The sequence below is a fragment of the Bacillus sp. (in: firmicutes) genome, from assembly GCA_017656295.1.
Lineage (GTDB): Bacteria > Bacillota > Bacilli > Bacillales > JACDOC01 > JACDOC01.
In genome coordinates this window covers 35,459-59,052 of sequence record JACDOC010000017.1, presented here as the reverse complement: position 1 = coordinate 59,052, position 23,594 = coordinate 35,459, and the positions used below count along the sequence as shown (strand labels likewise).

Below are 23,594 nucleotides of genomic sequence, written 5' to 3'. Positions count from 1 at the left end.
ATGGCGAGGAGGTCACACCCGTTCCCATACCGAACACGGAAGTTAAGCTCCTCAGCGCCGATGGTAGTTGGGGGTCTTCCCTGCGAGAGTAGGACGCTGCCAGGCTAGCTAAAACAGAGTCGAAGTATTGCGGCTCTGTTTTTTTGTTTATGTATCTTTTTACTAGCCATTGACTTAAACAATCAGAAAGTAAAAAGTCGAAATAGTGTGTAAATTAAATAAGGTCAAAAAGAAAAAAATGTTAAAATAGGAATTGGTTCATTAGTACGAATAGAACGTATAAAGAGAAAATATGCAGGAGGTAATTTTATGAATATTCACGTCAAACGTTTAGACCATGTTCAAATATGTATACCGGTAGGAGCTGAAGATGAAGCCCGAGCGTTTTACAGTGGCATCTTAGGATTTCAAGAAATTGAAAAACCAGACGCACTTAAAAAGAACGGCGGGTTATGGTATCAAGTTGGAGACATCGAATTACATATTGGGGTAGAAAATCGTGATGGTTACAATAGCAAAAGCCATCCGGCCTTTGAAGTTGAAGATCTCCAGTCCGTCAAAGAATATTTACTTAATAAAGGGATTCAGATTAATGAAGAAACACCGATTCCTCATGTGTCTCGTTTCAGCTTCCGAGACCCTTTTAACAACCGTATAGAATTCCTGTCTAAACATCATCGATAATAGAAAAGGTAAGTCGCCATCTTTTTATCTTGAAGCTCCCCAAAATTGTTACCGTAAAGAAGGGGGAGGACCGTACCAACCATCGTTTGCTTTGGAGATAGTATTACCGCAAGAAAAGAAGGACTTACCCAACCGATGTTAACCTATAAATTGGCTGCCCGACTTACAGGGACATTTGATTGACTTTTTCACAGAAGTGATTACTAGAGAAAATTATCAAACCATTTTATATGGTGAACGGAACGATGGGCTTCATTTTGGAGAAGCGGGTTATGAGATTCTTGCCAAATTAATTTGTCAAAAAATTATAGAAGTGAATGCTGAGCAAAGGTGTACATAAACCAATATCTTTAATGGGAACTTAAGCATACAAAAAGTTCCCATATTTTTTTTCTTGAAAAATGTTTAATCATGAAAAAATCGTTTAAAGTTAATATGATACTGTATTTATGCCAAACGAATAGGCTAACCATAGTTGAAAGGGGGAGTTTGCTTTGCTAGAAAATAGTTTGGTGATGATGGCCATTATTTTAATTATTAATATCGTCTACGTATCGTTTTTTACGATTCGTATGATTTTAACATTGAAGGGGCATCGGTATTTAGCAGCATTTATTAGTATGCTGGAAATTATTATTTATGTTGTTGGTTTAGGACTGGTGCTCGAAAATTTGAATGAAATCCAAAACTTAATCGCGTATGCTGTTGGATATGGTTTAGGTGTCATTGTTGGAATGAAGATCGAGGAAAAGCTTGCCCTTGGTTATATTACGGTTAATGTTATTACGAGAGAATATGATGTGGATTTACCGAAGCAATTGCGAACAAAAGGGTATGGAGTGACGACTTGGCAAGCACAAGGGTTAGAAGGAGATCGAATGGCCCTGTCCATTTTAACTCCGCGCAAATATGAGCTAAACTTATACCAGACGATCAAGGAGCTGGATCCGAAAGCCTTCATCATTTCGTATGAGCCGAAAACGATTTACGGAGGTTTCTGGGTAAAGACTGTAAAAAAAGGGAAGTTGAAAAATGAGCAAAAATAAGAAACGATTCGAAGTACTCGAACATGAAACGATTGATCAATGCTTAGAACGAATGAAAATAGAAGGATATACCCCCATTCGACGGATGGAAGAACCTATTTTTCAGGAAGTAATTCAACAAGGAGTAAAAGAAATCGTACCAATTGGTCGAAAAATCGTCTTTGAAGGGAAAAAAGTAACGTAAAATCCGAACATTTATTTTCTTGATTTTACTAATGTTCGATTTTTGGTTGACAATGTAAAGCTAAGACTGGTAAGATGAGAGTGACAAAATGATAACCCTCATATAATCATGGGAATATGGCCCATAAGTATCTACCCGATCACCGTAAATGATCGGACTATGAGGGAAAGAGATTATCTGGACGTATGTTTAGGGATTTTTATGCCCTTTTCTCATCCCAGGTCGTCTGCTTTCTCTTATAGAAAAGGCGACCTGGTTTTTTGTTGGAATAACGAGGATCACAATAGGGGGATGAGTATGGTACCGCAAGTTGGAGTCATCATGGGAAGTACTTCGGATTGGGATACAATGAAACATTGTTGCGATATTTTAGAAGAGCTGAACATTCCGTACGAGAAAAAGGTGGTTTCGGCTCATCGAACACCTGACTACATGTTTGAATATGCCGAAACAGCGAAAGAACGGGGCATTCAGGTCATTGTTGCTGGTGCTGGTGGAGCGGCCCACCTGCCGGGGATGGTGGCAGCGAAAACGACCCTACCTGTCATCGGGGTGCCAGTTCAATCCAAAGCGTTAAATGGCTTAGATTCCCTCCTTTCAATTGTTCAAATGCCGGGGGGTGTTCCGGTGGCGACGGTTGCGATTGGCAAAGCAGGTGCAGTCAATGCTGGTTTATTGGCCGCACAAATATTAGCCATTAATAATATCGAATTAGCTAATCGCTTAGAAAACCGCCGAAACGAGATTAAACAAACCGTATTAGAAAGCAGTGATCAACTTGGCTAAAACGATTCTCCCTGGCCAAACGATCGGGATTATCGGCGGCGGTCAGCTTGGCCGAATGATGGCACTAGCAGCTAAGGAAGCTGGCTTTCGAATAGCTGTGTTAGATCCCAGCACTGACTCCCCTTGCGGACAAGTGGCGGATATAGAAATTACCGCTTCGTTTTCGGACCGTAACGCATTAAAGCAATTAGCAGATGTCAGTGATGTGATTACGTATGAGTTTGAAAATATTGATTATGAATCACTTAAATGGCTGCAAACCATCAGTTACGTCCCTCAAGGAGCGGAGTTAATTCGAATTACCCAACATCGAATTTATGAAAAAGAAGCTATCGTGAAAGCGGGAGCGAACGTAGCACCATACCAAGCGATCTATACGGATGCAGACTTGGAGTTGCACATATCTACACTTGGATTTCCAGCGGTGTTAAAAACGGCGACTGGTGGGTACGATGGAAAAGGTCAAGTCGTGATTCGTGAAGAATCGGACGTAAAAAGAGCTATGCAACTTCTTGAGCATGGTCCTTGTGTATTAGAAAAATGGGTACCGTTTGAAAAAGAAATTTCCGTCATTGTAACACGGTCAACAAACGGAGAAACAACCGTTTTACCAGTCGCTGAAAACATTCACGTGAACAATATTTTGCATAAGACCATTGTTCCTGCCCGTATTTCCGAACATTTACAATGGCAAGCAATTCAAGAAGCGAAAAAAATTGCGGACTATGTACAATTGGTCGGTACGCTTGCAGTGGAAATGTTCATTACATCCGATAGCGAGGTCCTTATTAACGAGTTAGCACCACGGCCTCATAATTCAGGGCACTTTTCGATTGAAGCTTGTGCCACCTCTCAGTTTGCCCAACATATTCGGGCCATCTGTAATTGGCCATTAAAGGACACAACCTTACTGAAACCGGCCGTTATGGTCAATGTATTAGGGCAACATATGGAGGAAGCTATTCAGCGAATTGGTCGCTATCCACATTGGTCGTTCCATCTTTACGGAAAAAAGGAAGCGAAAACGAATCGAAAGATGGGCCATATTACCGTTTTAACAGACGATGTGGATCGAACACTAGAAGAAATTAATCAAAGTCAAATTTGGATGAAAGAAAGAATCGGAGGAAAAAAAGCATGATTGAACGTTATACTCGACCTGAAATGGGAGCGATTTGGACAGAAGAAAATCGATTCCGCGCTTGGTTAGAGGTAGAAATTTTAGCGTGTGAAGCTTGGGCAGAACTTGGAGTGATTCCAAAAGAAGACGTCCAAAAAATTCGCGAAAACGCGTCGTTTGACGTCGCTCGTATAAAAGAGATCGAAGAAGAAACGCGCCATGACGTTGTTGCGTTTACTCGAGCGGTTTCTGAAACATTAGGAGAAGAACGCAAATGGGTTCACTACGGACTTACTTCAACAGATGTCGTTGATACAGCCCTTTCGTATTTGTTAAAACAAGCCAACGAAATTTTATTAAAAGACTTAGAAAACTTCATAGAGATCTTACGTCAAAAAGCGAAGGAACATAAATATACCGTCATGATGGGACGCACCCACGGAGTGCATGCCGAACCGACAACGTTTGGACTGAAGTTAGCTCTTTGGTATGAAGAAATGAAGCGCAATCTAGAGCGCTTTAAACAAGCGGCTAAAGGGGTTCAAGTCGGAAAAATTTCCGGTGCGGTTGGAACATATGCCAATATCGACCCGTTTGTAGAAGCGTATGTGTGTGAAAAACTTGGCTTAGAACCAGCACCTATTTCCACGCAAACGTTGCAACGGGACCGCCATGCGCATTACTTAGCTACAATTGCCTTAATTGCCACGTCCATTGAAAAGTTTGCAGTGGAAATTCGCGGACTACAAAAAAGTGAAACACGCGAAGTGGAAGAATTTTTCGCCAAAGGCCAAAAGGGATCTTCAGCGATGCCGCATAAACGGAATCCGATCGGTTCAGAAAATATGACCGGTATGGCTCGGGTCATTCGAGGCTATATGATGACAGCGTATGAAAACGTCCCACTTTGGCACGAGCGAGATATCTCGCATTCATCTGCTGAACGGATCATCTTACCGGATGCAACGATCGCTTTAAACTACATGCTTAACCGTTTTGGAAATATCATCAAAAACTTAACTGTTTTTCCAGAAAATATGAAGCGTAATATGGAAAAAACGTTAGGTCTTATTTATTCTCAACGAGTGCTGTTAGCTTTAATCGACAAAGGAATGACACGTGAAGAAGCGTATGATACGGTTCAACCAAATGCGATGAAAGCGTGGGAATTACAAGTTCCGTTTCGTCAGTTAATTGAGCAAGATGAAACAATTACGGCGAAACTTTCGAAGAAAGAAATCGATGATTGTTTTGATTACAACTATCATTTAAAACATGTCGACACCATCTTTGAACGCCTCGGTTTAAACGACTAATGTTGACAGGAAGGGGTTCTCCCCTTCCACCCCTAAAATTTTTAGACAGAAGATTTCTAATTTTCCTAATATGGAGGTTCGCTCGATGGAAAAACAAGCGCTTCTTTACGAAGGAAAGGCGAAGAAAATTTTTGCGACAACAGAAGATCAAGTGCTATGGGTCGAGTACAAAGATGAAGCGACCGCCTTCAACGGGGAGAAAAAAGCGGTTATTCAAGGGAAAGGTGCGTTAAATAATCAAATTACAAGCGTTATTTTCGGAAGATTACAAGAAGAAGGAATTGCCAATCATTTTATCAAGCAACTATCCGATTATGAGCAGCTTGTCAAACGTGTGACGATTATTCCGTTAGAAGTCGTTGTTCGTAATGTGTTAGCGGGTAGTTTAGCAAAGCGTCTTGGTATAGCAGAAGGGATAACGCTGAAACGCCCAATTATTGAGTTTTATTACAAAAATGACGACTTAGGAGACCCGTTAATCACAGACGAACATATCGACATTTTAAACATTGCCACTAAAGAAGAACTAGAGCTGATCAAGCAACAAGCGTTCCGTGTAAATGATGTATTAAAGCAATTATTTTCGAAATTAAACGTTAGATTAATAGATTTTAAGTTAGAGTTTGGAAAAGATGCTGCCGGAACGATTTTACTAGCCGATGAGATTTCACCAGATACATGTCGTCTCTGGGACAAAGAAACAAATCAAAAGTTAGATAAAGACGTCTTTCGTCGAGATTTAGGCACTTTAACGGAAGCTTACGAAGAAATTTTGAATCGATTAGGGGGAACAGAAACATGTACAAAGTAAAAATTTTCGTCACGTTACGTGAAAGTGTATTAGATCCACAAGGAACAGCGGTGAAAAACTCGTTACACAGCATGTCGTACACGGAAGTAGAAGAGGTGCGAATCGGAAAATATATGGAGCTGACGTTAAAAAAATCTGATCGTGACGTTGAGGAAGTCGTTCGTGAAATGTGTGATCGCTTATTAGCAAATCCGGTCATTGAAGACTACCGTTACGAAATTGAGGAGTGTGTTGGTCAGTGAAATTTGCCGTAATCGTATTTCCAGGCTCTAACTGTGATGTGGATATGTATCATGCGATTAAAGACGAACTCGGGGAAGAAGTCGAATACGTTTGGCACGATGCTGATAATTTGGATGACTACGACGGAATTCTGCTTCCGGGAGGTTTTTCGTACGGAGACTACTTGCGCTCTGGGGCGATTGCTCGCTTTTCAAATGTGATGAAGGAAGTCATTAAAGCAGCGGAAGTAGGAAAACCGGTGTTAGGGGTATGTAACGGATTTCAAATTTTACTTGAAGCCGGCCTCCTACCAGGGGCGATGAGACGAAATGACCATTTACAGTTTGTTTGTAAACCGGTCACACTTACAGTCGAAAATAACGAAACGATGTTTACAGCTCAATACGAGCAAGGAGAAGAAATCATCATCCCGATTGCTCATGGGGAAGGGAATTACTACTGTGATGAGTCAACGCTAGAACAATTAAAAAAGAACAAGCAAATCGTCTTTACGTATGCGAAAGAAAATCCAAACGGGAGTGTAGCGAATATTGCAGGGATTATCAACGAACGTGGAAATGTGTTAGGGATGATGCCGCATCCTGAACGAGCGGTCGATCAGTTACTTGGCAGTCGAGACGGATTAAAGCTGTTCCAATCTATTGTGAAACATTGGAGGGAATCACATGTTGTTAAAGCTTGAGCCGAATCCAACACAAATTAAAGAAGAAAAACTGTATCGGGAAATGGGGCTTTCGGATGAAGAGTTTCAAATGATTGAAGAAATTTTAGGCCGACTCCCTAACTATACAGAAACTGGTCTCTTTTCAGTGATGTGGTCAGAGCATTGCAGTTATAAAAATTCCAAACCAGTGTTAAAGAAGTTTCCAACAAGCGGAGAAAAAGTACTACAAGGACCGGGAGAAGGAGCGGGCATCGTTGATATTGGAGACGATCAAGCGGTTGTATTTAAAATTGAGAGCCACAACCATCCATCTGCGATTGAACCTTACCAAGGGGCAGCTACAGGTGTCGGCGGCATTATACGCGACGTATTTTCAATGGGGGCAAGACCTGTTGCGCTCCTCAACTCTCTACGCTTTGGAGAATTGGATTCTGCTCGTGTTCAGTATCTCTTTAAAGAAGTCGTAGCAGGAATTGCTGGATACGGAAACTGTATTGGTATTCCTACAGTCGGAGGAGAAGTTCAATTCGATCCGTCCTATGAAGGCAACCCGTTAGTGAATGCGATGTGTGTCGGTTTAATTAATCATCAAGATATTAAAAAAGGGCAGGCACACGGGGTAGGAAATACGGTGATGTACGTCGGTGCGAAAACGGGGCGCGACGGAATTCACGGAGCAACGTTTGCTTCCGAGGAGTTAAACGAAAGCTCTGAAGAAAAACGTCCTGCTGTCCAAGTAGGAGATCCATTTATGGAAAAGCTGTTAATGGAAGCGTGCCTTGAGCTCGTTCAATCGGATGCTCTTGTCGGTATTCAAGATATGGGAGCGGCTGGGTTAACAAGTTCATCTGCTGAGATGGCAAGTAAAGCTGGCTCTGGGATTGAGATGAATTTAGATCTTGTCCCGCAACGCGAAACGGGGATGACGGCATATGAGATGATGCTTTCCGAATCGCAAGAGCGTATGCTCATTGTCGTAAAAAAAGGTCGGGAACAAGACGTGATTGACCTGTTTTCCAAATACGGCTTGGAAGCGGTCGCGATTGGAAAAGTTACCGATGATCAAATGCTCCGCCTTTTCCATCAAGGAGAAGTCGTCGCTGAAGTCCCAGTGGATGCGTTAGCAGAAGACGCACCTGTTTACCATAAGCCATCCAAGGAACCAGCCTATTATCAAGAGTTTCAACAAATGGCGCCATATGTGCCTCAAGTTAATGATTACAAGCAAACATTGATCGACTTATTAAAACAACCGACGATTGCAAGTAAAGAGTGGGTGTACCACCAATACGATTATCAAGTTCGGACGAATACGGTCGTTTGTCCAGGTTCAGACGCAGCGGTCATTCGTATTCGCGGCACAAACAAAGCGTTAGCTATGACGACGGACTGTAATTCCCGCTACATTTACTTAGATCCGGAAATGGGTGGGAAAATCGCCGTTGCTGAAGCTGCCCGAAACGTAGTTTGTTCGGGAGCCGAACCCCTAGCAATTACCGATTGTTTGAACTTCGGGAATCCAGAAAAGCCGGAGATTTTCTGGCAGTTAGAAAAAGCGGTTGACGGAATGAGTGCAGCATGTCGCGCGCTTAACACACCGGTTATTAGCGGAAACGTTTCTTTATATAACGAAACGAATGGAACAGCTGTTTATCCAACACCGGTAGTCGGTATGGTTGGGTTAATTTCTGATATCAACCACATTACTACACAACCGTTTAAACAAGCGGGTGACCTTGTCTACGTCATTGGGGAAACAAAGCCTGAGTTCGGTGGAAGTGAATTACAAAAAATGAAAGAAGGGCGCATCTTCGGTAAAGCGCCAGCGCTTGACTTGGAGATTGAAGAGAAACGCCAAAAGCAACTGCTTGAAGCGATTCGACGTGGTTATGTTGCTTCTGCGCACGACGTGGCCGAAGGAGGATTGGCCGTTGCGCTTGCGGAGTGCACCTTCGGAACGAAAGGGCTTGGCGTGCACGTAACACTACCAGGCGACGATATTGTGGCGGATTTATTTGCCGAAACCCAGTCTCGCTTTATCGTTTCTGTACCAAAGTCGTATCAAGAGCAATTTGAAAGTTTAGTAGAAGATGCACAGTTCATTGGAGAAGTGACGGACACTCCTGAATTCTCGATTATGACCCGTTCTGGAGAACAAGTGATTAGCGGTAGCGTAGCGGAATTTGAAGGAGTGTGGAAAGGAGCCATCCCATGCTTGCTGAAATAAAAGGACTAAATGAAGAGTGTGGAGTGTTTGGTGTTTGGGGCCATTCCAATGCGGCTCAACTCACCTATTACGGGTTGCATAGTTTACAGCATCGTGGTCAAGAAGGGGCCGGCATTGTCGTCACAGACGGAAAAGTGTTAAAAGGGATCAAAGGGGAAGGACTTGTAACAGAAGTTTTCGTTGCTGATAAATTAGAAGAGTTACAGGGAAAAGCAGCCATCGGTCATGTTCGTTACGCGACAGCGGGGGGCGGAGGGTATGAAAACGTCCAGCCCCTCCTATTTCACTCTCAAAGCGGAAGCCTCGCGTTAGCTCATAATGGTAACTTAGTGAACGCGACGGCGTTAAAACACCAATTGGAACGCCAAGGGAGCATTTTTCAAACAACGTCCGATACGGAAGTATTAGCCCATCTTATTAAACGAAGTGGATTTCCGTTATTAAAGGACCGGGTGAAAAACGCGTTAACGATGTTAAAGGGTGCTTATGCCTTTTTAATCATGACCGAAACCGAACTGATGGTGGCTCTTGACCCGAACGGATTACGGCCACTTTCGATTGGAAAAATCGGCGATGCGTATTGCGTATCGTCGGAAACGTGTGCTTTTGATATCGTTGGGGCTACGTTTGAACGGGATGTGGAGCCTGGGGAGCTTCTCATTATTAACGATGAAGGGTTCTATTCGGAAAAATTTTCCCTTTCTACATCGAGTGCGATTTGCACAATGGAGTATATTTATTTTTCACGCCCAGATAGCAACATCCATGGGATTAACGTTCATACAGCAAGAAAAAATCTCGGGAAGCAACTCGCGCATGAGGCGCAGATTGAAGCGGACGTGGTAACGGGTGTACCGGACTCCAGTATCTCTGTGGCGATTGGATATGCGGAAGCATCCGGCATTCCATACGAAATGGGGTTAATTAAAAATCGATATGTGGGCCGAACGTTTATTCAACCATCTCAATCGTTGCGCGAACAAGGGGTGAAAATGAAACTTTCTCCTGTTCGCGGAGTGGTAGAAGGAAAACGCGTCATCATGGTTGACGATTCAATCGTTCGCGGAACGACAAGTAAACGTATTGTTTCAATGTTAAAAGAAGCGGGAGCAAAAGAAGTACACGTATGTATTAGTGCTCCACCGATTCAACACCCTTGTTTTTACGGAATTGATACATCGACCCATGAAGAATTAATTGCTGCTAATCATTCCGTTGAAGAAATTAAAGAAATTATCGGAGCTGACTCCTTAACGTTTATTAGTGTCGAAGGATTGTTAAAAGCGATTGGCCGACCAAACGAAGGCGAGTTCCGAGGTCAATGTTTAGCGTGTTTTATCGGAAAATACCCAACCGAAATTTATCCAGATACGGTTCTGCCTTACGAAAAATGTTAATGAGGAGGATTGTGCATGGCAAACGCATATAAACAGGCCGGGGTAAATATTGAAGCGGGCTACGAAGCCGTTTCTCGCATAAAAAAGCATGTCGCTCGAACAAAACGAACAGGGGTTATCGGTGCGTTAGGCGGCTTTGGCGGGTTGTTTGATTTATCCCAACTTCGATATAAGGAGCCAGTGCTTGTTTCCGGTACCGACGGAGTAGGAACGAAGCTGAAACTCGCTTTCCTCCTAGACAGACACGATACGATCGGGATTGATTGTGTCGCAATGTGTGTCAACGACATTGTCGTACAAGGAGCGGAACCATTATTTTTCCTAGACTATTTAGCTGTAGGTGAAGCGAACCCTGCCAAAATTGAACAAATTGTTAAAGGAGTTGCGGATGGGTGTGAACAAGCAGGTTGTGCATTGATCGGTGGGGAAACAGCGGAGATGCCTGGCATGTATGATAAAGATGAATATGATATCGCGGGGTTTGCGGTCGGAGCTTGTGAGCGTTCGGAACTAATTGACGGTCAATCGATTCAACAGGGGGATATGTTAATCGGCCTAGCCTCTAGCGGTATTCATAGCAATGGGTACTCACTTGTACGGAAAGTATTTCTAAACGACCATCACTACACGCTTGATAAACATGTGGATGAACTAGGAACAACACTTGGGGATGCTTTGTTAACACCGACAAAAATTTATGTAAAGCCGATTTTAGCTGTGCTAAAGAAATTCCGGATTAAAGGGATGGCCCATATCACCGGGGGTGGCTTTGTTGAAAACGTTCCACGTATGTTGCCGGATGGGTGTGGAGCCCAGATTGAAAAAAGAACGTGGCCGGTGTTACCAATTTTCCAATTGATCGAAAAGTACGGACAAATTCCGCACGATGAAATGTACAACATTTTTAACATGGGGATTGGTATGGTGCTTGCCGTGGAAGAACAAGAGGTGGATGAACTTTTATCGTTCTTCTATGAACAAGGGGAGCAAGCATATGTGATTGGACGAGTCATCGAAGGTAATGGAGTAGAAATACGATAAAGTGAAAATTCCTTCAGTACTGATGGTTAGTTGAACGAATCGGGTTCTTACTGACCTAAGTATTGAAGTGGGAGTCTTAGTACTCGTTAGAACGGGATAAACTTTTTAACTTGGAGGCGGACGATGAAAAAAATCGCCATCTTTGCATCGGGAAGTGGAAGTAACTTTCAAGCGATTGTCGATGCAGTGAAAGAAGGAACATTGCAAGCGGATGTAAGATTATTAGTTTGTGATCAACCAGCAGCGTATGTGATAGAACGGGCACAGCGAGAAGGAATTGAGACATTTGTTTTTTCGCCTAAACAATACGAAAGTAAGGCGGCATTTGAATCCGAAATTTTGGAGCGATTACGTCAGGAGCAAGTCGAATTTCTCGTACTCGCCGGATATATGCGCTTAATTGGACCGACTCTTTTACAGGCGTATCCAGAGCAGATTGTGAATATTCACCCATCCTTGTTACCGGCGTTTCCTGGTAAAGATGCGATCGGTCAAGCGCTTGAAGCGGGCGTAAAGGTCAGCGGCGTGACCATTCATTACGTCGATGAAGGGATGGACACGGGGCCGATCATTGCCCAACGTGCGATCAACATTGACAAAGGGGAAACACGGGAGACATTAGCCAAGAAAATTCACGCCATTGAACATGAGTTGTATCCGCAAGTGTTACAACAACTATTTTCAAGGTGACGTTCGAAAACCTTCAAGGTTAAGAGCAAACTTGGAGGTTTATGGAAAAAATAAGTATTTACGAGCAAACATTTTAGGGTTATGGGAAAAAATAATTAATTTATGAGAAAAATATTTAGTTTTATGGGAAAAACACCTAGTTTATGAGCAAACATTTTAGTGTTGCGGGAAAAAATAACGAAATTATGAGCAAACATTTTAGTGTTGCGGGAAAAAATAACGAAATTATGAGCAAACATTTAGGTTTACGGGAAAACAACGAGTATATGAACAAACATTCTAGGGTTGTGGGAAAAAATAACGAAATTATGGGCAAAAAATTTAGTTTTATGGGAAAACAACGAGTTTAAGAGCAAACATTCTAGGGTTGTGGGAAAAAATAACGAAATTATGGGCAAAAAATTTAAGTTTATGGGAAAAAATAAGTATTTACGAGCAAACATTTTAGGGTTGTGGGAAAAAATAACGAAATTATGAGCAAACATTTAGGTTTACCGGAAAACAACGAGTTTAAGAGCAAACATTCTAGGTTTACGGAAAAAAACCGAATTTATGAGCAAAAAATAAGTTTATGGGAAAACACCTAGTTTAAGAGTAAACATTCTAAGTTTACGGAAAAAAACGAATTTATTATGGGAAAAACACCTAGTTTACGAGAAAACATTTTAGGTTTGCGGGAAAAAATAACGAAATTATGAGCAAACATTTAGGTTTACCGGAAAACACGAGTTTAAGAGCAAACATTCTAGGTTTACGGAAAAAAACCGAATTTATGAGCGAAAAATTTAGTTTTATGGGAAAACAACGAGTTTAAGAGCAAACATTCTAGGTTTACGGAAAAAAACGTATTTATTATGGGAAAAACACCTAGTTTACGAGCAAACATTTTAGGTTTGCGGGAAAAAATAACAAAATTATGAGCAAAAATCTTCAATTTAAGGGAAACCATCAAGAATATGAGCAAAAATCCGATTTATGGTCAATTTTGCATTCAGGACAATCGAAATGAAGATGAGGAACCATCCCAATGAATCAGTCAAACAAACAGTCATGGGAGGAATACGATATGAAACGAGCGTTAATTAGTGTGTCAGACAAAACGGGTGTCATCGATTTCGCTAAGCAACTCGTTCGTCTTGGGTTTGAAATTATTTCGACAGGTGGAACGAAAAAGATGTTAGAAGAAAACGGAGTCCCGGTGATCGGTGTTCAAGAGGTGACGGGATTCCCTGAAATTTTAGAAGGACGGGTCAAAACGTTACATCCAGCCATTCACGGAGGATTGCTAGCGAAACTCGATAATGAAACGCACCTTGAACAATTAGAACAACAAAATATTACACCGATTGAGTTAGTGTGCGTGAACCTTTATCCGTTTCAACAAACGATTGCGAAACCAGATGTAACCGAAGCAGAAGCAATTGAAAATATCGATATTGGCGGCCCAACGATGCTTAGGGCAGCGGCGAAAAACCATGCCCATGTAACGGTTGTCGTAGACGCTAACGATTATCAACAAGTCATTCAAGAACTTGATGAGCATGGTTCGGTGTCGTTATCTACTCGTAAAGCCCTTGCTGCGAAAGTATTCCGTCACACCGCTGCCTACGATGCGATGATTGCTCAATATATGACCGAGCTAGTCGGAGAAGAAAATCCAGAATCGCTAACGTTTACGTATGAATTAAAGCAAACGCTACGCTACGGAGAAAATCCGCATCAAAAAGCAGCGTTTTATAAAAAACCTCTAGGCTCTTCTTTTTCCATTGCTCGTGCCAAACAGCTTCACGGAAAAGAATTATCCTACAATAACATTCATGACGCAGATGCCGCGCTACAAATTGTTAAAGAATTTAAAGAACCAGCAGCCGTCGCGGTGAAGCATATGAATCCATGCGGCGTAGGCATTGGTGAAAATAGCTTTGAAGCGTTTGTTCGTGCGTATGAAGCGGATCCGGTGTCCATCTTTGGTGGAATCGTTGCCTTTAACCGTGAAGTGGATCGCCAAACCGCTGAAAAACTACATGAAATCTTTTTGGAAATTATTATTGCACCATACTTTACCGAAGATGCACTTACCATTCTTACATCAAAGAAAAACTTACGCCTACTAACGGTGGACTTTGATTTGAAAGCAAAAAAAGAGCCGATGCTCACTTCCATTGAAGGGGGCTTATTAGTGCAAGATATGGATGCCTATACGTTAGAAGATGCCAACATTCACATTCCGACGAAACGTGAGCCGACCGAAGAAGAGTGGGAAGCGCTAAAGCTTGGCTGGAAAGTTGTCAAACATGTGAAATCGAATGCGATTGTGGTGGCGAATAGCGAGCGGACGCTTGGAGTGGGAGCAGGACAAATGAATCGGGTAGGAGCGGCCCGCATTGCCCTTGAACAAGCAGGCGAACTGGCGAAAGGAGCCATTTTAGCTTCGGACGCATTTTTCCCAATGGACGATACGGTCGAAGCAGCAGCGAAAGCAGGTATTACGGCAATTATCCAACCTGGTGGTTCCATCCGCGACGAAGACTCTATTAAAAAGGCGGATGAGTATGGCATTGCAATGGTCTTTACCGGGGTGCGCCACTTTAAACACTAATAAATGAGGGGGATATCCATGAACGTATTAGTCATTGGAAGAGGCGGCCGTGAGCATGCGATTTGTAAAAAATTAAACGAAAGTCCGAACGTCGACACGGTCTTTTGCGCGCCAGGAAATGCGGGAATTGGGCTTGATGCGACGTTAGTTCCGATTGAAGAAACAGCGCATGAACAGCTTATCCAATTTGCCAAAGAACAGCATATCGAGTTAGTCATCGTCGGTCCAGAAAATCCACTATTGGAGGGGATTGTTAACCAATTCCAACAAGCGGGTATCCGTGTTTTTGGTCCGACAAAAGAAGCCGCTCTCATTGAAGGTAGTAAGTCGTTTGCAAAAGCGTTAATGAAAAAATACAACATCCCGACGGCGAAGTATGAAACGTTTGACCACTTTGAAGAAGCAAAAAATTATATAAAACAACACGGTGCGCCGATTGTGATTAAAGCGGATGGACTTGCTGCCGGAAAAGGTGTCGTCGTGGCGATGACGGAAGAAGAAGCGTATAAAGCCTTAGAAGAAATGATGATTCATGGAAAATTTGGTGATGCCTCTACTCGCGTCGTTATCGAGGAGTTTTTACAAGGAGAAGAATTTTCCCTCATGGCATTTGTCCACGGAGAAGCGGTGTATCCAATGGTGATTGCCCAAGACCATAAACGAGCGTTTGATCACGATGAAGGTCCGAATACGGGAGGAATGGGTGCTTATTCTCCTGTCCCACACATTCTGGAATCGGTTGTGGACGCCGCCATAAATGATATTTTACTGCCAACGGCTCAAGCACTTGTTAAAGAAGGACGACCTTTTACAGGTATTTTGTATGCGGGGTTAATGAATACGGCGGATGGTCCAAAAGTTATCGAATTTAATGCTCGTTTCGGAGACCCAGAAACACAAGTGGTGTTACCGCGAATGAAATCCGATTTAGTGGAAGTCATCATGCATGTGTTAGAAAACAAGCCGGTCACCATCGAATGGGAGAAACAAGCAGTTGTTGGGGTTGTTGTCGCTGCAAAAGGATATCCTGGTTCATATGAAAAAGAATTTCCGCTGGTTGGATTAGAAGACATCTCCACAACCGTAGATTTGTTCCATGCAGGGACGAAAAAAGATGTACACGACAATTGGGTAGCCAACGGAGGACGTTTGTATTTAGTCGCTGGAAAAGGGACAACAATTGCTGAAGCTCAACAAAAGGTTTATCAAGAATTAGAAAAAGTTGCCCAAGATAACGTCTTTTTCCGCCGAGATATCGGCAACAAAGGGATTATGTTCGGTTCTTTCTCGAACGACGGATATATACGTACAAAATAGCGATAATCCCACCAATTAATGAGATAAGCACATAGGACATATCGGTCACATATTCTAAAAACATCACATCATCTCCCTTTTTATAAAGGTGGGGTCAGACACTTGTCTGACCTTTTTTAATTTTTTACATCTACAATTTACGAAGGATTAAATGGTGCTTCAGGCACAGCTTCTTCGTTGTGTTCTTTTTTCGTATTCGATGCTGGCTGATAGGTTTCATATAGTGCAGTTAGTGGACAATATTTTAATATACCTTCTCCAACCTTCATGGCACCTAACATCGCGATTAAAAGATGATACCCGTCTCGCCATGGTCGCTTCACCATTTTCGCGGTGGCCCATGATAAAATGGTAAGTCCAGCCGTTATACGACATAGAGCGTTTAATATTCCAATATTCTGCTTTACTTTCATGAATTCTTCCTCCTTACAAATTTTTTATAAAAAATTCAAGCTACTTTCATGCGTTAAAACACAAAATATGGTAGGATAGTAAAAAACGATTGTGTACCTTCCTTTAGGGGGAATGTCTTTATGCCAGAACGTCAACTGAAATGGAAATCGAAACAAATTCGTGAACAAATCGAAGTCATTGAAGGGAAAAAGTCCCCATCTTTATTGTTAAAAAATGCCCGTTTTTTACATGCAAAATTAAAGCAATGGGTGAATGGACATATTTGGATTTACCAGGATCGGATTGTGTATGTTGGGAACGAACTTCCAAGTAATTTGGAATCGACGGAGGTTGTCGATTGCCAATCGTACGTTTTAGTCCCGGGTTATATTGAGCCACATGCCCATCCGTTTCAGTTATATAATCCCCAATCGTTAGCCCGATATGCGTCGCAAACGGGGACAACGACCCTCATCAATGACAACTTAATGTTGTTTTTATTATCCGGAAAAAAGAAAGCGTTTTCTTTGTTAGAAGAATTAAAACAGTTACCAGTATCGATGTATTGGTGGTGCCGTTTTGACCCACAGACCGTTTTACAAGAAGAGGATCAAGTTTTTAATCACCATGACATCAAGTCTTGGCTTGAGCATGACCTTGTCCTTCAAGGGGGCGAGCTTACTGGTTGGCCACGCTTGTTGGCAGGTGACGACTTAATGCTTCTTTGGTTACAGGAAGCAAAACGTCTTCGAAAACGAATCGAAGGTCACTTTCCGGGTGCCTCTGAAACGACGTTAGCTAAAATGATGCTGTTCGGTGCCGATGCGGATCATGAAGCGATGACAGGAGAAGACGTATGGAAACGATTAATGCAAGGGTATACCGTATCGTTGCGATATTCCTCGATTCGCCCTGATTTACCAAAGTTATTAGAAGAAATGAAGCAATATCCGATTGAAGACTATAGCTCCATCATGTTTACGACCGATGGCTCTACTCCGATTTTTTACGAGCAAGGCTTGCTGGACAAAATGATTGCTATTGCCATTGAACATGGAGTAGATCCAATGGATGCGTATTTAATGGCTTCATATAATGTGGCCCGCTATTACGGAATCGATCATTGGTACGGAATGATTGCTACTGGGCGAATTGCTCATATTAATTTTCTAGAGAGTGAAGAGTTGCCAACACCTGTGCATGTATTAGCAAAAGGGCACTGGGTGAAACGAAACGGAGCCCCATGTGGCGAATGGCCAGATTTAGAGTGGCAGAACATCGGCTTGAAAGAGCTCTCGCTTGATTGGGAACTATCCTATGACGACCTACATTTTTCGATGCCGTTTGGAATTGAAATGGTCAATTCCGTCATCACCAAACCGTACTCGATTTCGCTAGATGCCACAGGTGATGAATTATCGATGGAGCATGACGAAAGCTTTTTAATGCTAGTTGACAGACATGGAAAATGGCATGTCAATACGCTTGTGAAAGGATTTGCCACTTCAGTGAGTGGATTTGTATCTTCGTATTCAAATTCAGGTGACCTGATTATTCTGGGAAAGCGAAAAGAAGATATTCTTCTTGCGTTTAACCGAATGAAAGAAATGGGAGGGGGCATCGTTTTAGCAGAGCACGGAAAGATTGTTCATGAAATTTCGCTTCCGCTTGGTGGGGTCATGTCCGATCAAAGGATGGAAGAGGTTATTCAACAGACAAAACAACTTGTGAAGCTTTTGAAAGAACGAGGCTATCAACATGAAGATCCTATTTATAACTTGTTGTTCTTTTCTTCCACGCATTTGCCGTATATCCGAGTGACACCAATGGGCATGTATGACGTAATGAAAAAGACAGTTCTCTTTCCTTCTATAATGCGTTAAAATGATAAAGAGAAAGAAAATAGAGGTGTCAATCATGTGGGTGAAAAAAATGATGGCTACGACCGTAGTCGCTACGTTATTAGTCGGGTGTAGTGATGAACAAGAGCCGACAACGGTGACAACAGAGCCAGTAGAAGAAACCGAGGAGCAAGATACGACAAATGTTGAAGCCGTTAAACAAGAAGTGACCTATGTTTACCCTTTAACAGGGTTACCAGCAAAGGAAGAAATAGCGCAACGCTCCATTGCCGTGACGATTAACAATCATCCGAAAGCCAGGCCGCAAACAGGCTTACATAAAGCCGACATCGTCTACGAGGTATTAGCGGAAGGAGACGTAACTCGTTTTTTAGCCATTTACCAAAGCGAAATGCCGGAAAAATTTGGACCTGTCCGTAGCTCACGCGATTATTTCATTGAGCTGGCCAAAGGATACGACAGTATATATATTGCACACGGCTATAGCCCTGAAGCGCGTCAAATGCTCGAAAGTGGATACATCGACAACATGAATGGTATACAATACGATGGAACGCTTTTTAAACGTGACTCCTCACGAGTAGCACCGCACAATTCATACATTACGTATGACAGTATCGTCAAAGGAGCAACGAAATTACAATTCGATTTAAATCGCAGCCCAGAGGCTTTACCATATTTAACGGAAGAAGAAGTAGAGACACTAACTGGACAACCGGCTCCGTCTGTGATGGTTTCCTATTATAAAAACCCAACGTTTACGAGCGTGTATGAGTATAATCAAGAAATGGGAAAATATACGCGAATATCTGATGGGGTGTTAACAGCCGACCGAGAGACAAATGAACCGGTATTAATTGACAATATTTTTATTATCGAAACAGATCATAAAGTAGTTGACAATGCCGGCCGTCGTGATATTAACTTATTTTCGGGAGGAAATGCCCTTCTCATTCGCGAAGGGGTGTTAGAAAAAGTTCAATGGATGAACGATGAAGGACGAATTGTACCAGTACGTAACGGTCAAAAGGTGGCATTTGCCCCTGGTAAGACGTGGATTCATATCGTTCCATCATTAATAGACTTTGTATCGTATGAGACGATTGAAACCAATTAAAAAGAGGAGTATGTGTGATGCAAATAGACAAATTACGTGGGAGAGAATTAGACCAATTATTTAAAGCAATTCTTTCCTTAAAAGATTTAGAAGAATGCTATCGCTTTTTTGACGATTTATGCACAGTGAATGAAATCCAATCGTTGTCCCAACGATTAGAAGTAGCTCGCATGCTACGTGAAGGGAACACCTATCATAAAATTGAAACCGAAACAGGGGCTAGCACGGCAACCATCTCTCGTGTCAAACGTTGTCTCAACTACGGAAATGATGCCTATGCCCTTGTTCTAGATCGTTTGGAAAAAGAAAACAAAGAAGAAAAAACCGAAGAATAAGAAAAACAGGTGCTTCACTAAGAAGCACCTGTTTTCTTCATAGATTCTCACCTTTCATTAAAGTACACAATAGATAATTTACGCTTCCATCCGAAGTAAAAAATATGATGTACATTTACTCTACAAGAGATATCGTTGTATTTATCGCAATAGGGGTAATTTCCAAAGAAGAAACATCAAGAATCTCTGTTACGAGTACCTTGACTTCATATGTTCCTCGTGGTGCCTCTTTTTTTGAAGGAGAATTTCTTATTTTTTGAACGTAAACAGCATCCATTTCTAAGGTTTCATTAGGTTTAAAAGGACCCCAACCGTAATCATCCGTACATACCAAATTTTCAGTTCCTTTCTCAAGTAATTGGTACCCTTCATCTGGTTTGGTAATAAGGATTTTTATTGGGGTCGGGCATGACGAACTTCCAATGACATGAGTGAGTGTAGTTCCCCGCTCGTTTGTCACTTTTGCCTTGACACGAATTTCTTCCCCTTTAGAAAACGTATCTTTATTAAGTTCAACATAAAAATTTAACCCGTTTATCGTATCTTGAATGACTATAGGATCAGCATCAGTTGATTTTACAACAGGTTCAGAAGAAAAACGGCATCCAACTAAACCGAAAGTGACCAAAACAACAATCAACCATTTTTTCAATTTCTTCACCTTCCTTATAGAGATAGACGGAAGTGAATAAAGGAAGTTACATCCATTTTTCATAGTGTTCCTATCGTTTCTTTTTGAACAGGTCAACAAATGCTATAATGGTGTAATGGAAAAAAGTAATGGAGGACAAAGGTATGTACGATATTCGCGAGTGGAAGCATGTTTTTAAACTCGATCCAAATAAATCCATTTCAGATGAAGCTTTAGAAAAAGTGTGCGAGTCAGGAACCGACGCGATAGTAGTTGGCGGTTCAGATGGTGTAACGTTAGAGAACGTGCTTGATTTAATGGCTCGGATTCGTCGCTATACGGTACCTTGTGTGTTAGAAGTATCCAATATCGAATCCATTACCCCAGGGTTTGATTTTTATTTTATCCCAACGGTTTTAAACACGGATCGTTCCGAATGGTTTAAAGGGCTGCACCATGCGGCTATCAAAGAGTACGGAGAATTAATGAACTGGGATGAAATTGTTGTAGAAGGTTATTGTATTTTAAATGAACAATGTAAAGCAGCCCAATTAACAGGCGCAAACACGGAACTCACTAAGGAAGATGTCCTTGGCTACGCGATGATGGCGGAAAAAATGTTCCGGATGCCGATATTTTATTTAGAATATAGCGGCTCTTACGGTGATGTCGAGCTTGTAAAAGAAGTGAAACAAACGTTGACTGAAACTACCTTATTTTACGGTGGCGGCATAAAAGGACCGGAACAAGCTGAAGAAATGGCCCAATATGCGGATGTCGTTGTCGTTGGAAACGTGGTGTACGAAGATTTAGACCAAGCGTTAGCAACGGTCAAAGCCGTAAAATCAATGGATTAAAAATCATGAAATGTACAAGACATATCGTTTATAATAAGAACAAATGTTCTGTATAGGTGGTGTACCATTCATGCAATTTCTTACTGAACGACTGTTGAACGGTTTAAACCCACAGCAACAACAGGCGGTCAAAACGACAGAAGGACCGCTATTAATTATGGCAGGGGCAGGAAGTGGAAAAACGCGTGTGCTAACCCATCGGATTGCCTACTTAATGGTTGAAAAAGGGGTCAATCCGTACAACATTTTAGCTATTACGTTTACGAATAAAGCGGCCCGGGAGATGAAAGAGCGGATTGCAGCCCTTTTAGGTGGAGCAGCGGAAGAAATTTGGATTTCGACGTTCCACTCTATGTGTGTACGCATTTTACGTCGCGATATTGACCGTATAGGGATTAATCGCAACTTTACGATTTTAGATACGACCGACCAACAGTCTGTCATTAAAGGGATTTTAAAAGACAAAAATATTGATCCGAAAAAATTTGACCCACGAACGATTCTTGGAACGATTAGCAGTGCCAAAAACGAGCTTATGACCCCAGAAGAGTTTGCTAAGCAAGCGGGAAGCTATTATGACACGATTGTGAGCGATGTGTATACGGAGTATCAAAAACGGCTGCGCAAAAACCATGCACTCGATTTTGATGACTTAATTATGACGACGATTCACTTGTTCCAACGCGTGCCGGAAGTATTGGAGTACTATCAGCGCAAGTTCCAATATATTCACGTCGATGAGTACCAAGATACAAACCGAGCGCAATATATGTTGGTCAAAATGCTCGCATCTCGCTTCCAAAACTTATGCGTGGTGGGGGATTCGGATCAATCGATTTACCGTTGGCGTGGCGCTGATATTTCTAACATTTTATCCTTTGAAAAAGACTATGCCCATGCAAACGTCATTTTACTCGAGCAAAACTATCGTTCGACCAAACGGATTCTTCATGCAGCAAACGAAGTGATTAAAAACAATGTTAATCGTAAACCGAAAAATTTATGGACGGAAAATCCGGAAGGTCAAAAAATTGTATACTACCGAGCGCACAATGAGCAAGACGAAGCGCAATTTGTCGCGAAGAAAATTAAGGAGCTTGTAGACAGCGGGAAACGAAAATTATCTGATATCGCTATCTTGTACCGAACGAACGCCCAGTCACGGGTCATGGAGGAAGTGCTCTTAAAATCGAACCTCGAATACTCCATCGTTGGTGGAATTAAATTCTACGACCGGAAAGAAATTAAAGATATTTTGGCGTACTTACGATTAGTAGCGAACCCAGATGACGATATTAGCTTACAACGGATTATCAATGTTCCGAAGCGCGGAATTGGGTCGACTTCGTTCGATAAAATTGCCCGCTACGCCCAAGAGCATGACATTTCTCTTTTCCAAGCGATAGGAGAAGCGGACTTTATCGGGTTAAGCCCGAAAATTACAAAAGCGGTGATTGAGTTTCGCGACTTCATTCAAAGTTTTACGCAAATGCAAGAGTATTTATCGGTCACGGAGCTTGTCGACGACTTGTTAGACAAGTCTGGCTATCGGGAGATGCTCATTCAAGAAAAATCATTGGAATCACAAAGCCGCTTAGAAAACATTGAAGAGTTTTTATCCGTCACGAAAAACTTTGAAGAAAACAACGAAGATAAAAGCTTAATCGCCTTTTTAACGGATTTAGCGCTCATTGCCGATATTGACGAGCTTGGAAAAGAAGAAGATTCATCCGATGCCGTGATTTTAATGACGCTGCATGCAGCGAAGGGATTAGAGTTTCCGGTTGTGTTTTTAATGGGTATGGAAGAAGGCGTGTTCCCACATAGCCGTTCCCTAATGGAAGAAGAGGAAATGGAAGAAGAGCGCCGTTTAGCCTATGTTGGAATTACGCGTGCAGAAGAAGAACTGTACTTAACGAATGCGGAAATGCGCACCCTTTTCGGACGAACGAATATGAACCCAGTTTCTCGTTTTATCGATGAAATTCCTGAGGAGCTCATTGAGCGTGTCGGGGAAGAACAACGCTCCTCTTCATTTGGGTCTCCACGCATGCAAACGAGACGACCAGTGTTACGCCCTACAGGTGGCGAGGAACAAGAGTGGAAAGTCGGAGATAAAGCCGAACATAAAAAATGGGGCGTCGGTACGGTTGTAAGCGTGAAAGGTGAAGGTGAGGGACTGGAATTAGATATTGCTTTCCCTGGTCTTGGAATTAAACGTCTGTTAGCGAAATTTGCCCCAATCGAGAAAGTATAAAGAAAGCGAGGCAGAAG

The 23,594-nt window shown here is 42.1% G+C and carries 23 protein-coding genes, 1 rRNA gene and 1 riboswitch; of the genes, 22 read left to right on the top strand and 2 right to left on the bottom strand.

Going from position 1 to position 23,594, the window contains the following annotated elements; all coding sequences use genetic code 11:
* From rrf to purD, 17 genes are all read left to right on the top strand, one after another.
* Positions 1 to 105 (top strand): 5S ribosomal RNA (gene rrf / locus H0Z31_12430); the annotation flags it as partial.
* A 204-nt stretch (positions 106 to 309) separates the two neighbouring features.
* Positions 310 to 684 (top strand): VOC family protein, encoded by a 375-nt coding sequence (locus H0Z31_12425; GenBank protein ID MBO8178250.1) that lies wholly within the window; start codon positions 310 to 312, stop codon positions 682 to 684.
* Between the two features lie 515 nt (positions 685 to 1,199).
* The gene (locus tag H0Z31_12420; protein MBO8178249.1) at positions 1,200 to 1,730 is read left to right on the top strand and encodes a DUF2179 domain-containing protein; all 531 of its coding nucleotides are present in this window, start codon (positions 1,200 to 1,202) and stop codon (positions 1,728 to 1,730) included.
* Positions 1,717 to 1,914 (top strand): NETI motif-containing protein, encoded by a 198-nt coding sequence (locus tag H0Z31_12415; GenBank protein MBO8178248.1) that lies wholly within the window; start codon positions 1,717 to 1,719, stop codon positions 1,912 to 1,914. The genes H0Z31_12420 and H0Z31_12415 overlap by 14 nt, the downstream gene beginning before the upstream one ends.
* A 78-nt stretch (positions 1,915 to 1,992) precedes the next feature.
* Positions 1,993 to 2,094, top strand: a riboswitch (purine riboswitch).
* Between the two features lie 117 nt (positions 2,095 to 2,211).
* Positions 2,212 to 2,700 (top strand): 5-(carboxyamino)imidazole ribonucleotide mutase, encoded by a 489-nt coding sequence (gene purE / locus H0Z31_12410; GenBank protein MBO8178247.1) that lies wholly within the window; start codon positions 2,212 to 2,214, stop codon positions 2,698 to 2,700.
* Positions 2,684 to 3,841 carry a 5-(carboxyamino)imidazole ribonucleotide synthase gene (gene purK / locus H0Z31_12405; GenBank protein ID MBO8178246.1) on the top strand — a complete coding sequence of 386 codons (1,158 nt, stop codon included), beginning with the start codon at positions 2,684 to 2,686 and terminating at the stop codon, positions 3,839 to 3,841. Before purE ends, purK begins: the two co-directional genes overlap by 17 nt.
* Positions 3,838 to 5,136: an adenylosuccinate lyase gene (gene purB / locus H0Z31_12400; protein ID MBO8178245.1), complete on the top strand. Its 1,299-nt coding sequence runs from the start codon at positions 3,838 to 3,840 to the stop codon at positions 5,134 to 5,136. Before purK ends, purB begins: the two co-directional genes overlap by 4 nt.
* An 85-nt stretch (positions 5,137 to 5,221) precedes the next feature.
* On the top strand, positions 5,222 to 5,947 hold the full coding sequence (locus H0Z31_12395) for a phosphoribosylaminoimidazolesuccinocarboxamide synthase (protein MBO8178244.1): 726 nt from the start codon (positions 5,222 to 5,224) through the stop codon (positions 5,945 to 5,947).
* The gene (purS, locus tag H0Z31_12390) at positions 5,935 to 6,189 is read left to right on the top strand and encodes a phosphoribosylformylglycinamidine synthase subunit PurS (GenBank protein ID MBO8178243.1); all 255 of its coding nucleotides are present in this window, start codon (positions 5,935 to 5,937) and stop codon (positions 6,187 to 6,189) included. Before H0Z31_12395 ends, purS begins: the two co-directional genes overlap by 13 nt.
* A complete protein-coding gene (gene purQ / locus H0Z31_12385) occupies positions 6,186 to 6,872 on the top strand; it encodes a phosphoribosylformylglycinamidine synthase subunit PurQ (protein ID MBO8178242.1) in 687 nt (228 codons plus the stop codon). Before purS ends, purQ begins: the two co-directional genes overlap by 4 nt.
* Positions 6,856 to 9,081 carry a phosphoribosylformylglycinamidine synthase subunit PurL gene (gene purL / locus H0Z31_12380; protein ID MBO8178241.1) on the top strand — a complete coding sequence of 742 codons (2,226 nt, stop codon included), beginning with the start codon at positions 6,856 to 6,858 and terminating at the stop codon, positions 9,079 to 9,081. The genes purQ and purL overlap by 17 nt, the downstream gene beginning before the upstream one ends.
* The gene (locus H0Z31_12375) at positions 9,066 to 10,478 is read left to right on the top strand and encodes an amidophosphoribosyltransferase (GenBank protein MBO8178240.1); all 1,413 of its coding nucleotides are present in this window, start codon (positions 9,066 to 9,068) and stop codon (positions 10,476 to 10,478) included. The genes purL and H0Z31_12375 overlap by 16 nt, the downstream gene beginning before the upstream one ends.
* 15 nt (positions 10,479 to 10,493) lie before the next feature.
* Entirely contained in the window at positions 10,494 to 11,519 is a 1,026-nt protein-coding gene (locus tag H0Z31_12370; GenBank protein ID MBO8178239.1) for a phosphoribosylformylglycinamidine cyclo-ligase, read from the top strand.
* 123 nt (positions 11,520 to 11,642) lie between these two features.
* Positions 11,643 to 12,209: a phosphoribosylglycinamide formyltransferase gene (gene purN / locus H0Z31_12365; GenBank protein ID MBO8178238.1), complete on the top strand. Its 567-nt coding sequence runs from the start codon at positions 11,643 to 11,645 to the stop codon at positions 12,207 to 12,209.
* Positions 12,210 to 12,352: 143 nt separating this feature from the next.
* Positions 12,353 to 12,559, top strand: coding sequence for a hypothetical protein (locus tag H0Z31_12360; protein MBO8178237.1), 207 nt, complete (start codon positions 12,353 to 12,355; stop codon positions 12,557 to 12,559).
* Between the two features lie 716 nt (positions 12,560 to 13,275).
* Positions 13,276 to 14,808 carry a bifunctional phosphoribosylaminoimidazolecarboxamide formyltransferase/IMP cyclohydrolase gene (gene purH / locus H0Z31_12355; protein ID MBO8178236.1) on the top strand — a complete coding sequence of 511 codons (1,533 nt, stop codon included), beginning with the start codon at positions 13,276 to 13,278 and terminating at the stop codon, positions 14,806 to 14,808.
* 18 nt (positions 14,809 to 14,826) lie between these two features.
* Positions 14,827 to 16,125 (top strand): phosphoribosylamine--glycine ligase, encoded by a 1,299-nt coding sequence (gene purD, locus H0Z31_12350; protein MBO8178235.1) that lies wholly within the window; start codon positions 14,827 to 14,829, stop codon positions 16,123 to 16,125.
* Positions 16,126 to 16,262: 137 nt separating this feature from the next.
* Here purD and H0Z31_12345 read toward each other — a convergent pair whose 3' ends face one another.
* The gene (locus tag H0Z31_12345; GenBank protein MBO8178234.1) at positions 16,263 to 16,538 is read right to left on the bottom strand and encodes a DUF2892 domain-containing protein; all 276 of its coding nucleotides are present in this window, start codon (positions 16,536 to 16,538) and stop codon (positions 16,263 to 16,265) included.
* 120 nt (positions 16,539 to 16,658) lie between these two features.
* On the opposite strand from H0Z31_12345, the gene H0Z31_12340 reads away from it, so the two are divergent.
* From H0Z31_12340 to H0Z31_12330, 3 genes are read left to right on the top strand one after another with little or no spacing between them, the layout of a single operon-like run.
* A complete protein-coding gene (locus H0Z31_12340) occupies positions 16,659 to 18,401 on the top strand; it encodes an adenine deaminase (protein MBO8178233.1) in 1,743 nt (580 codons plus the stop codon).
* Between the two features lie 34 nt (positions 18,402 to 18,435).
* Positions 18,436 to 19,497 (top strand): DUF3048 domain-containing protein, encoded by a 1,062-nt coding sequence (locus H0Z31_12335; GenBank protein MBO8178232.1) that lies wholly within the window; start codon positions 18,436 to 18,438, stop codon positions 19,495 to 19,497.
* 17 nt (positions 19,498 to 19,514) lie between these two features.
* On the top strand, positions 19,515 to 19,832 hold the full coding sequence (locus H0Z31_12330) for a hypothetical protein (protein MBO8178231.1): 318 nt from the start codon (positions 19,515 to 19,517) through the stop codon (positions 19,830 to 19,832).
* A gap of 115 nt (positions 19,833 to 19,947) precedes the next feature.
* On the opposite strand, the gene H0Z31_12325 is transcribed toward H0Z31_12330, so the two are convergent.
* Positions 19,948 to 20,484, bottom strand: a complete 537-nt coding sequence (locus H0Z31_12325; GenBank protein ID MBO8178230.1) for a hypothetical protein — start codon at positions 20,482 to 20,484, stop codon at positions 19,948 to 19,950.
* Positions 20,485 to 20,627: 143 nt separating this feature from the next.
* On the opposite strand from H0Z31_12325, the gene H0Z31_12320 reads away from it, so the two are divergent.
* Together H0Z31_12320 and pcrA are read left to right on the top strand one after the other, a co-directional pair.
* A complete protein-coding gene (locus tag H0Z31_12320; protein ID MBO8178229.1) occupies positions 20,628 to 21,320 on the top strand; it encodes a heptaprenylglyceryl phosphate synthase in 693 nt (230 codons plus the stop codon).
* Positions 21,321 to 21,390: 70 nt separating this feature from the next.
* Positions 21,391 to 23,577 (top strand): DNA helicase PcrA, encoded by a 2,187-nt coding sequence (gene pcrA / locus H0Z31_12315; protein MBO8178228.1) that lies wholly within the window; start codon positions 21,391 to 21,393, stop codon positions 23,575 to 23,577.
* Positions 23,578 to 23,594: the final 17 nt, after the last annotated feature.

What these genes read in the sequence shown, in the direction of transcription:
- H0Z31_12425 (MBO8178250.1), top strand. Translation starts at nt 310, where the DNA reads ATGAATATTCACGTCAAACGTTTAGACCATGTTCAAATATGTATACCG.
- H0Z31_12420 (MBO8178249.1), top strand. Translation starts at nt 1,200, where the DNA reads ATGATGGCCATTATTTTAATTATTAATATCGTCTACGTATCGTTTTTT.
- H0Z31_12415 (MBO8178248.1), top strand. Translation starts at nt 1,717, where the DNA reads ATGAGCAAAAATAAGAAACGATTCGAAGTACTCGAACATGAAACGATT.
- purE (MBO8178247.1), top strand. Translation starts at nt 2,212, where the DNA reads ATGGTACCGCAAGTTGGAGTCATCATGGGAAGTACTTCGGATTGGGAT.
- purB (MBO8178245.1), top strand. Translation starts at nt 3,838, where the DNA reads ATGATTGAACGTTATACTCGACCTGAAATGGGAGCGATTTGGACAGAA.
- H0Z31_12395 (MBO8178244.1), top strand. Translation starts at nt 5,222, where the DNA reads ATGGAAAAACAAGCGCTTCTTTACGAAGGAAAGGCGAAGAAAATTTTT.
- purS (MBO8178243.1), top strand. Translation starts at nt 5,935, where the DNA reads ATGTACAAAGTAAAAATTTTCGTCACGTTACGTGAAAGTGTATTAGAT.
- purL (MBO8178241.1), top strand. Translation starts at nt 6,856, where the DNA reads ATGTTGTTAAAGCTTGAGCCGAATCCAACACAAATTAAAGAAGAAAAA.
- H0Z31_12375 (MBO8178240.1), top strand. Translation starts at nt 9,066, where the DNA reads ATGCTTGCTGAAATAAAAGGACTAAATGAAGAGTGTGGAGTGTTTGGT.
- H0Z31_12370 (MBO8178239.1), top strand. Translation starts at nt 10,494, where the DNA reads ATGGCAAACGCATATAAACAGGCCGGGGTAAATATTGAAGCGGGCTAC.
- purN (MBO8178238.1), top strand. Translation starts at nt 11,643, where the DNA reads ATGAAAAAAATCGCCATCTTTGCATCGGGAAGTGGAAGTAACTTTCAA.
- H0Z31_12360 (MBO8178237.1), top strand. Translation starts at nt 12,353, where the DNA reads ATGAGCAAACATTTTAGTGTTGCGGGAAAAAATAACGAAATTATGAGC.
- purH (MBO8178236.1), top strand. Translation starts at nt 13,276, where the DNA reads ATGAAACGAGCGTTAATTAGTGTGTCAGACAAAACGGGTGTCATCGAT.
- purD (MBO8178235.1), top strand. Translation starts at nt 14,827, where the DNA reads ATGAACGTATTAGTCATTGGAAGAGGCGGCCGTGAGCATGCGATTTGT.
- H0Z31_12345 (MBO8178234.1), bottom strand. Translation starts at nt 16,538, where the DNA reads ATGAAAGTAAAGCAGAATATTGGAATATTAAACGCTCTATGTCGTATA.
- H0Z31_12340 (MBO8178233.1), top strand. Translation starts at nt 16,659, where the DNA reads ATGCCAGAACGTCAACTGAAATGGAAATCGAAACAAATTCGTGAACAA.
- H0Z31_12335 (MBO8178232.1), top strand. Translation starts at nt 18,436, where the DNA reads ATGTGGGTGAAAAAAATGATGGCTACGACCGTAGTCGCTACGTTATTA.
- H0Z31_12330 (MBO8178231.1), top strand. Translation starts at nt 19,515, where the DNA reads ATGCAAATAGACAAATTACGTGGGAGAGAATTAGACCAATTATTTAAA.
- H0Z31_12320 (MBO8178229.1), top strand. Translation starts at nt 20,628, where the DNA reads ATGTACGATATTCGCGAGTGGAAGCATGTTTTTAAACTCGATCCAAAT.
- pcrA (MBO8178228.1), top strand. Translation starts at nt 21,391, where the DNA reads ATGCAATTTCTTACTGAACGACTGTTGAACGGTTTAAACCCACAGCAA.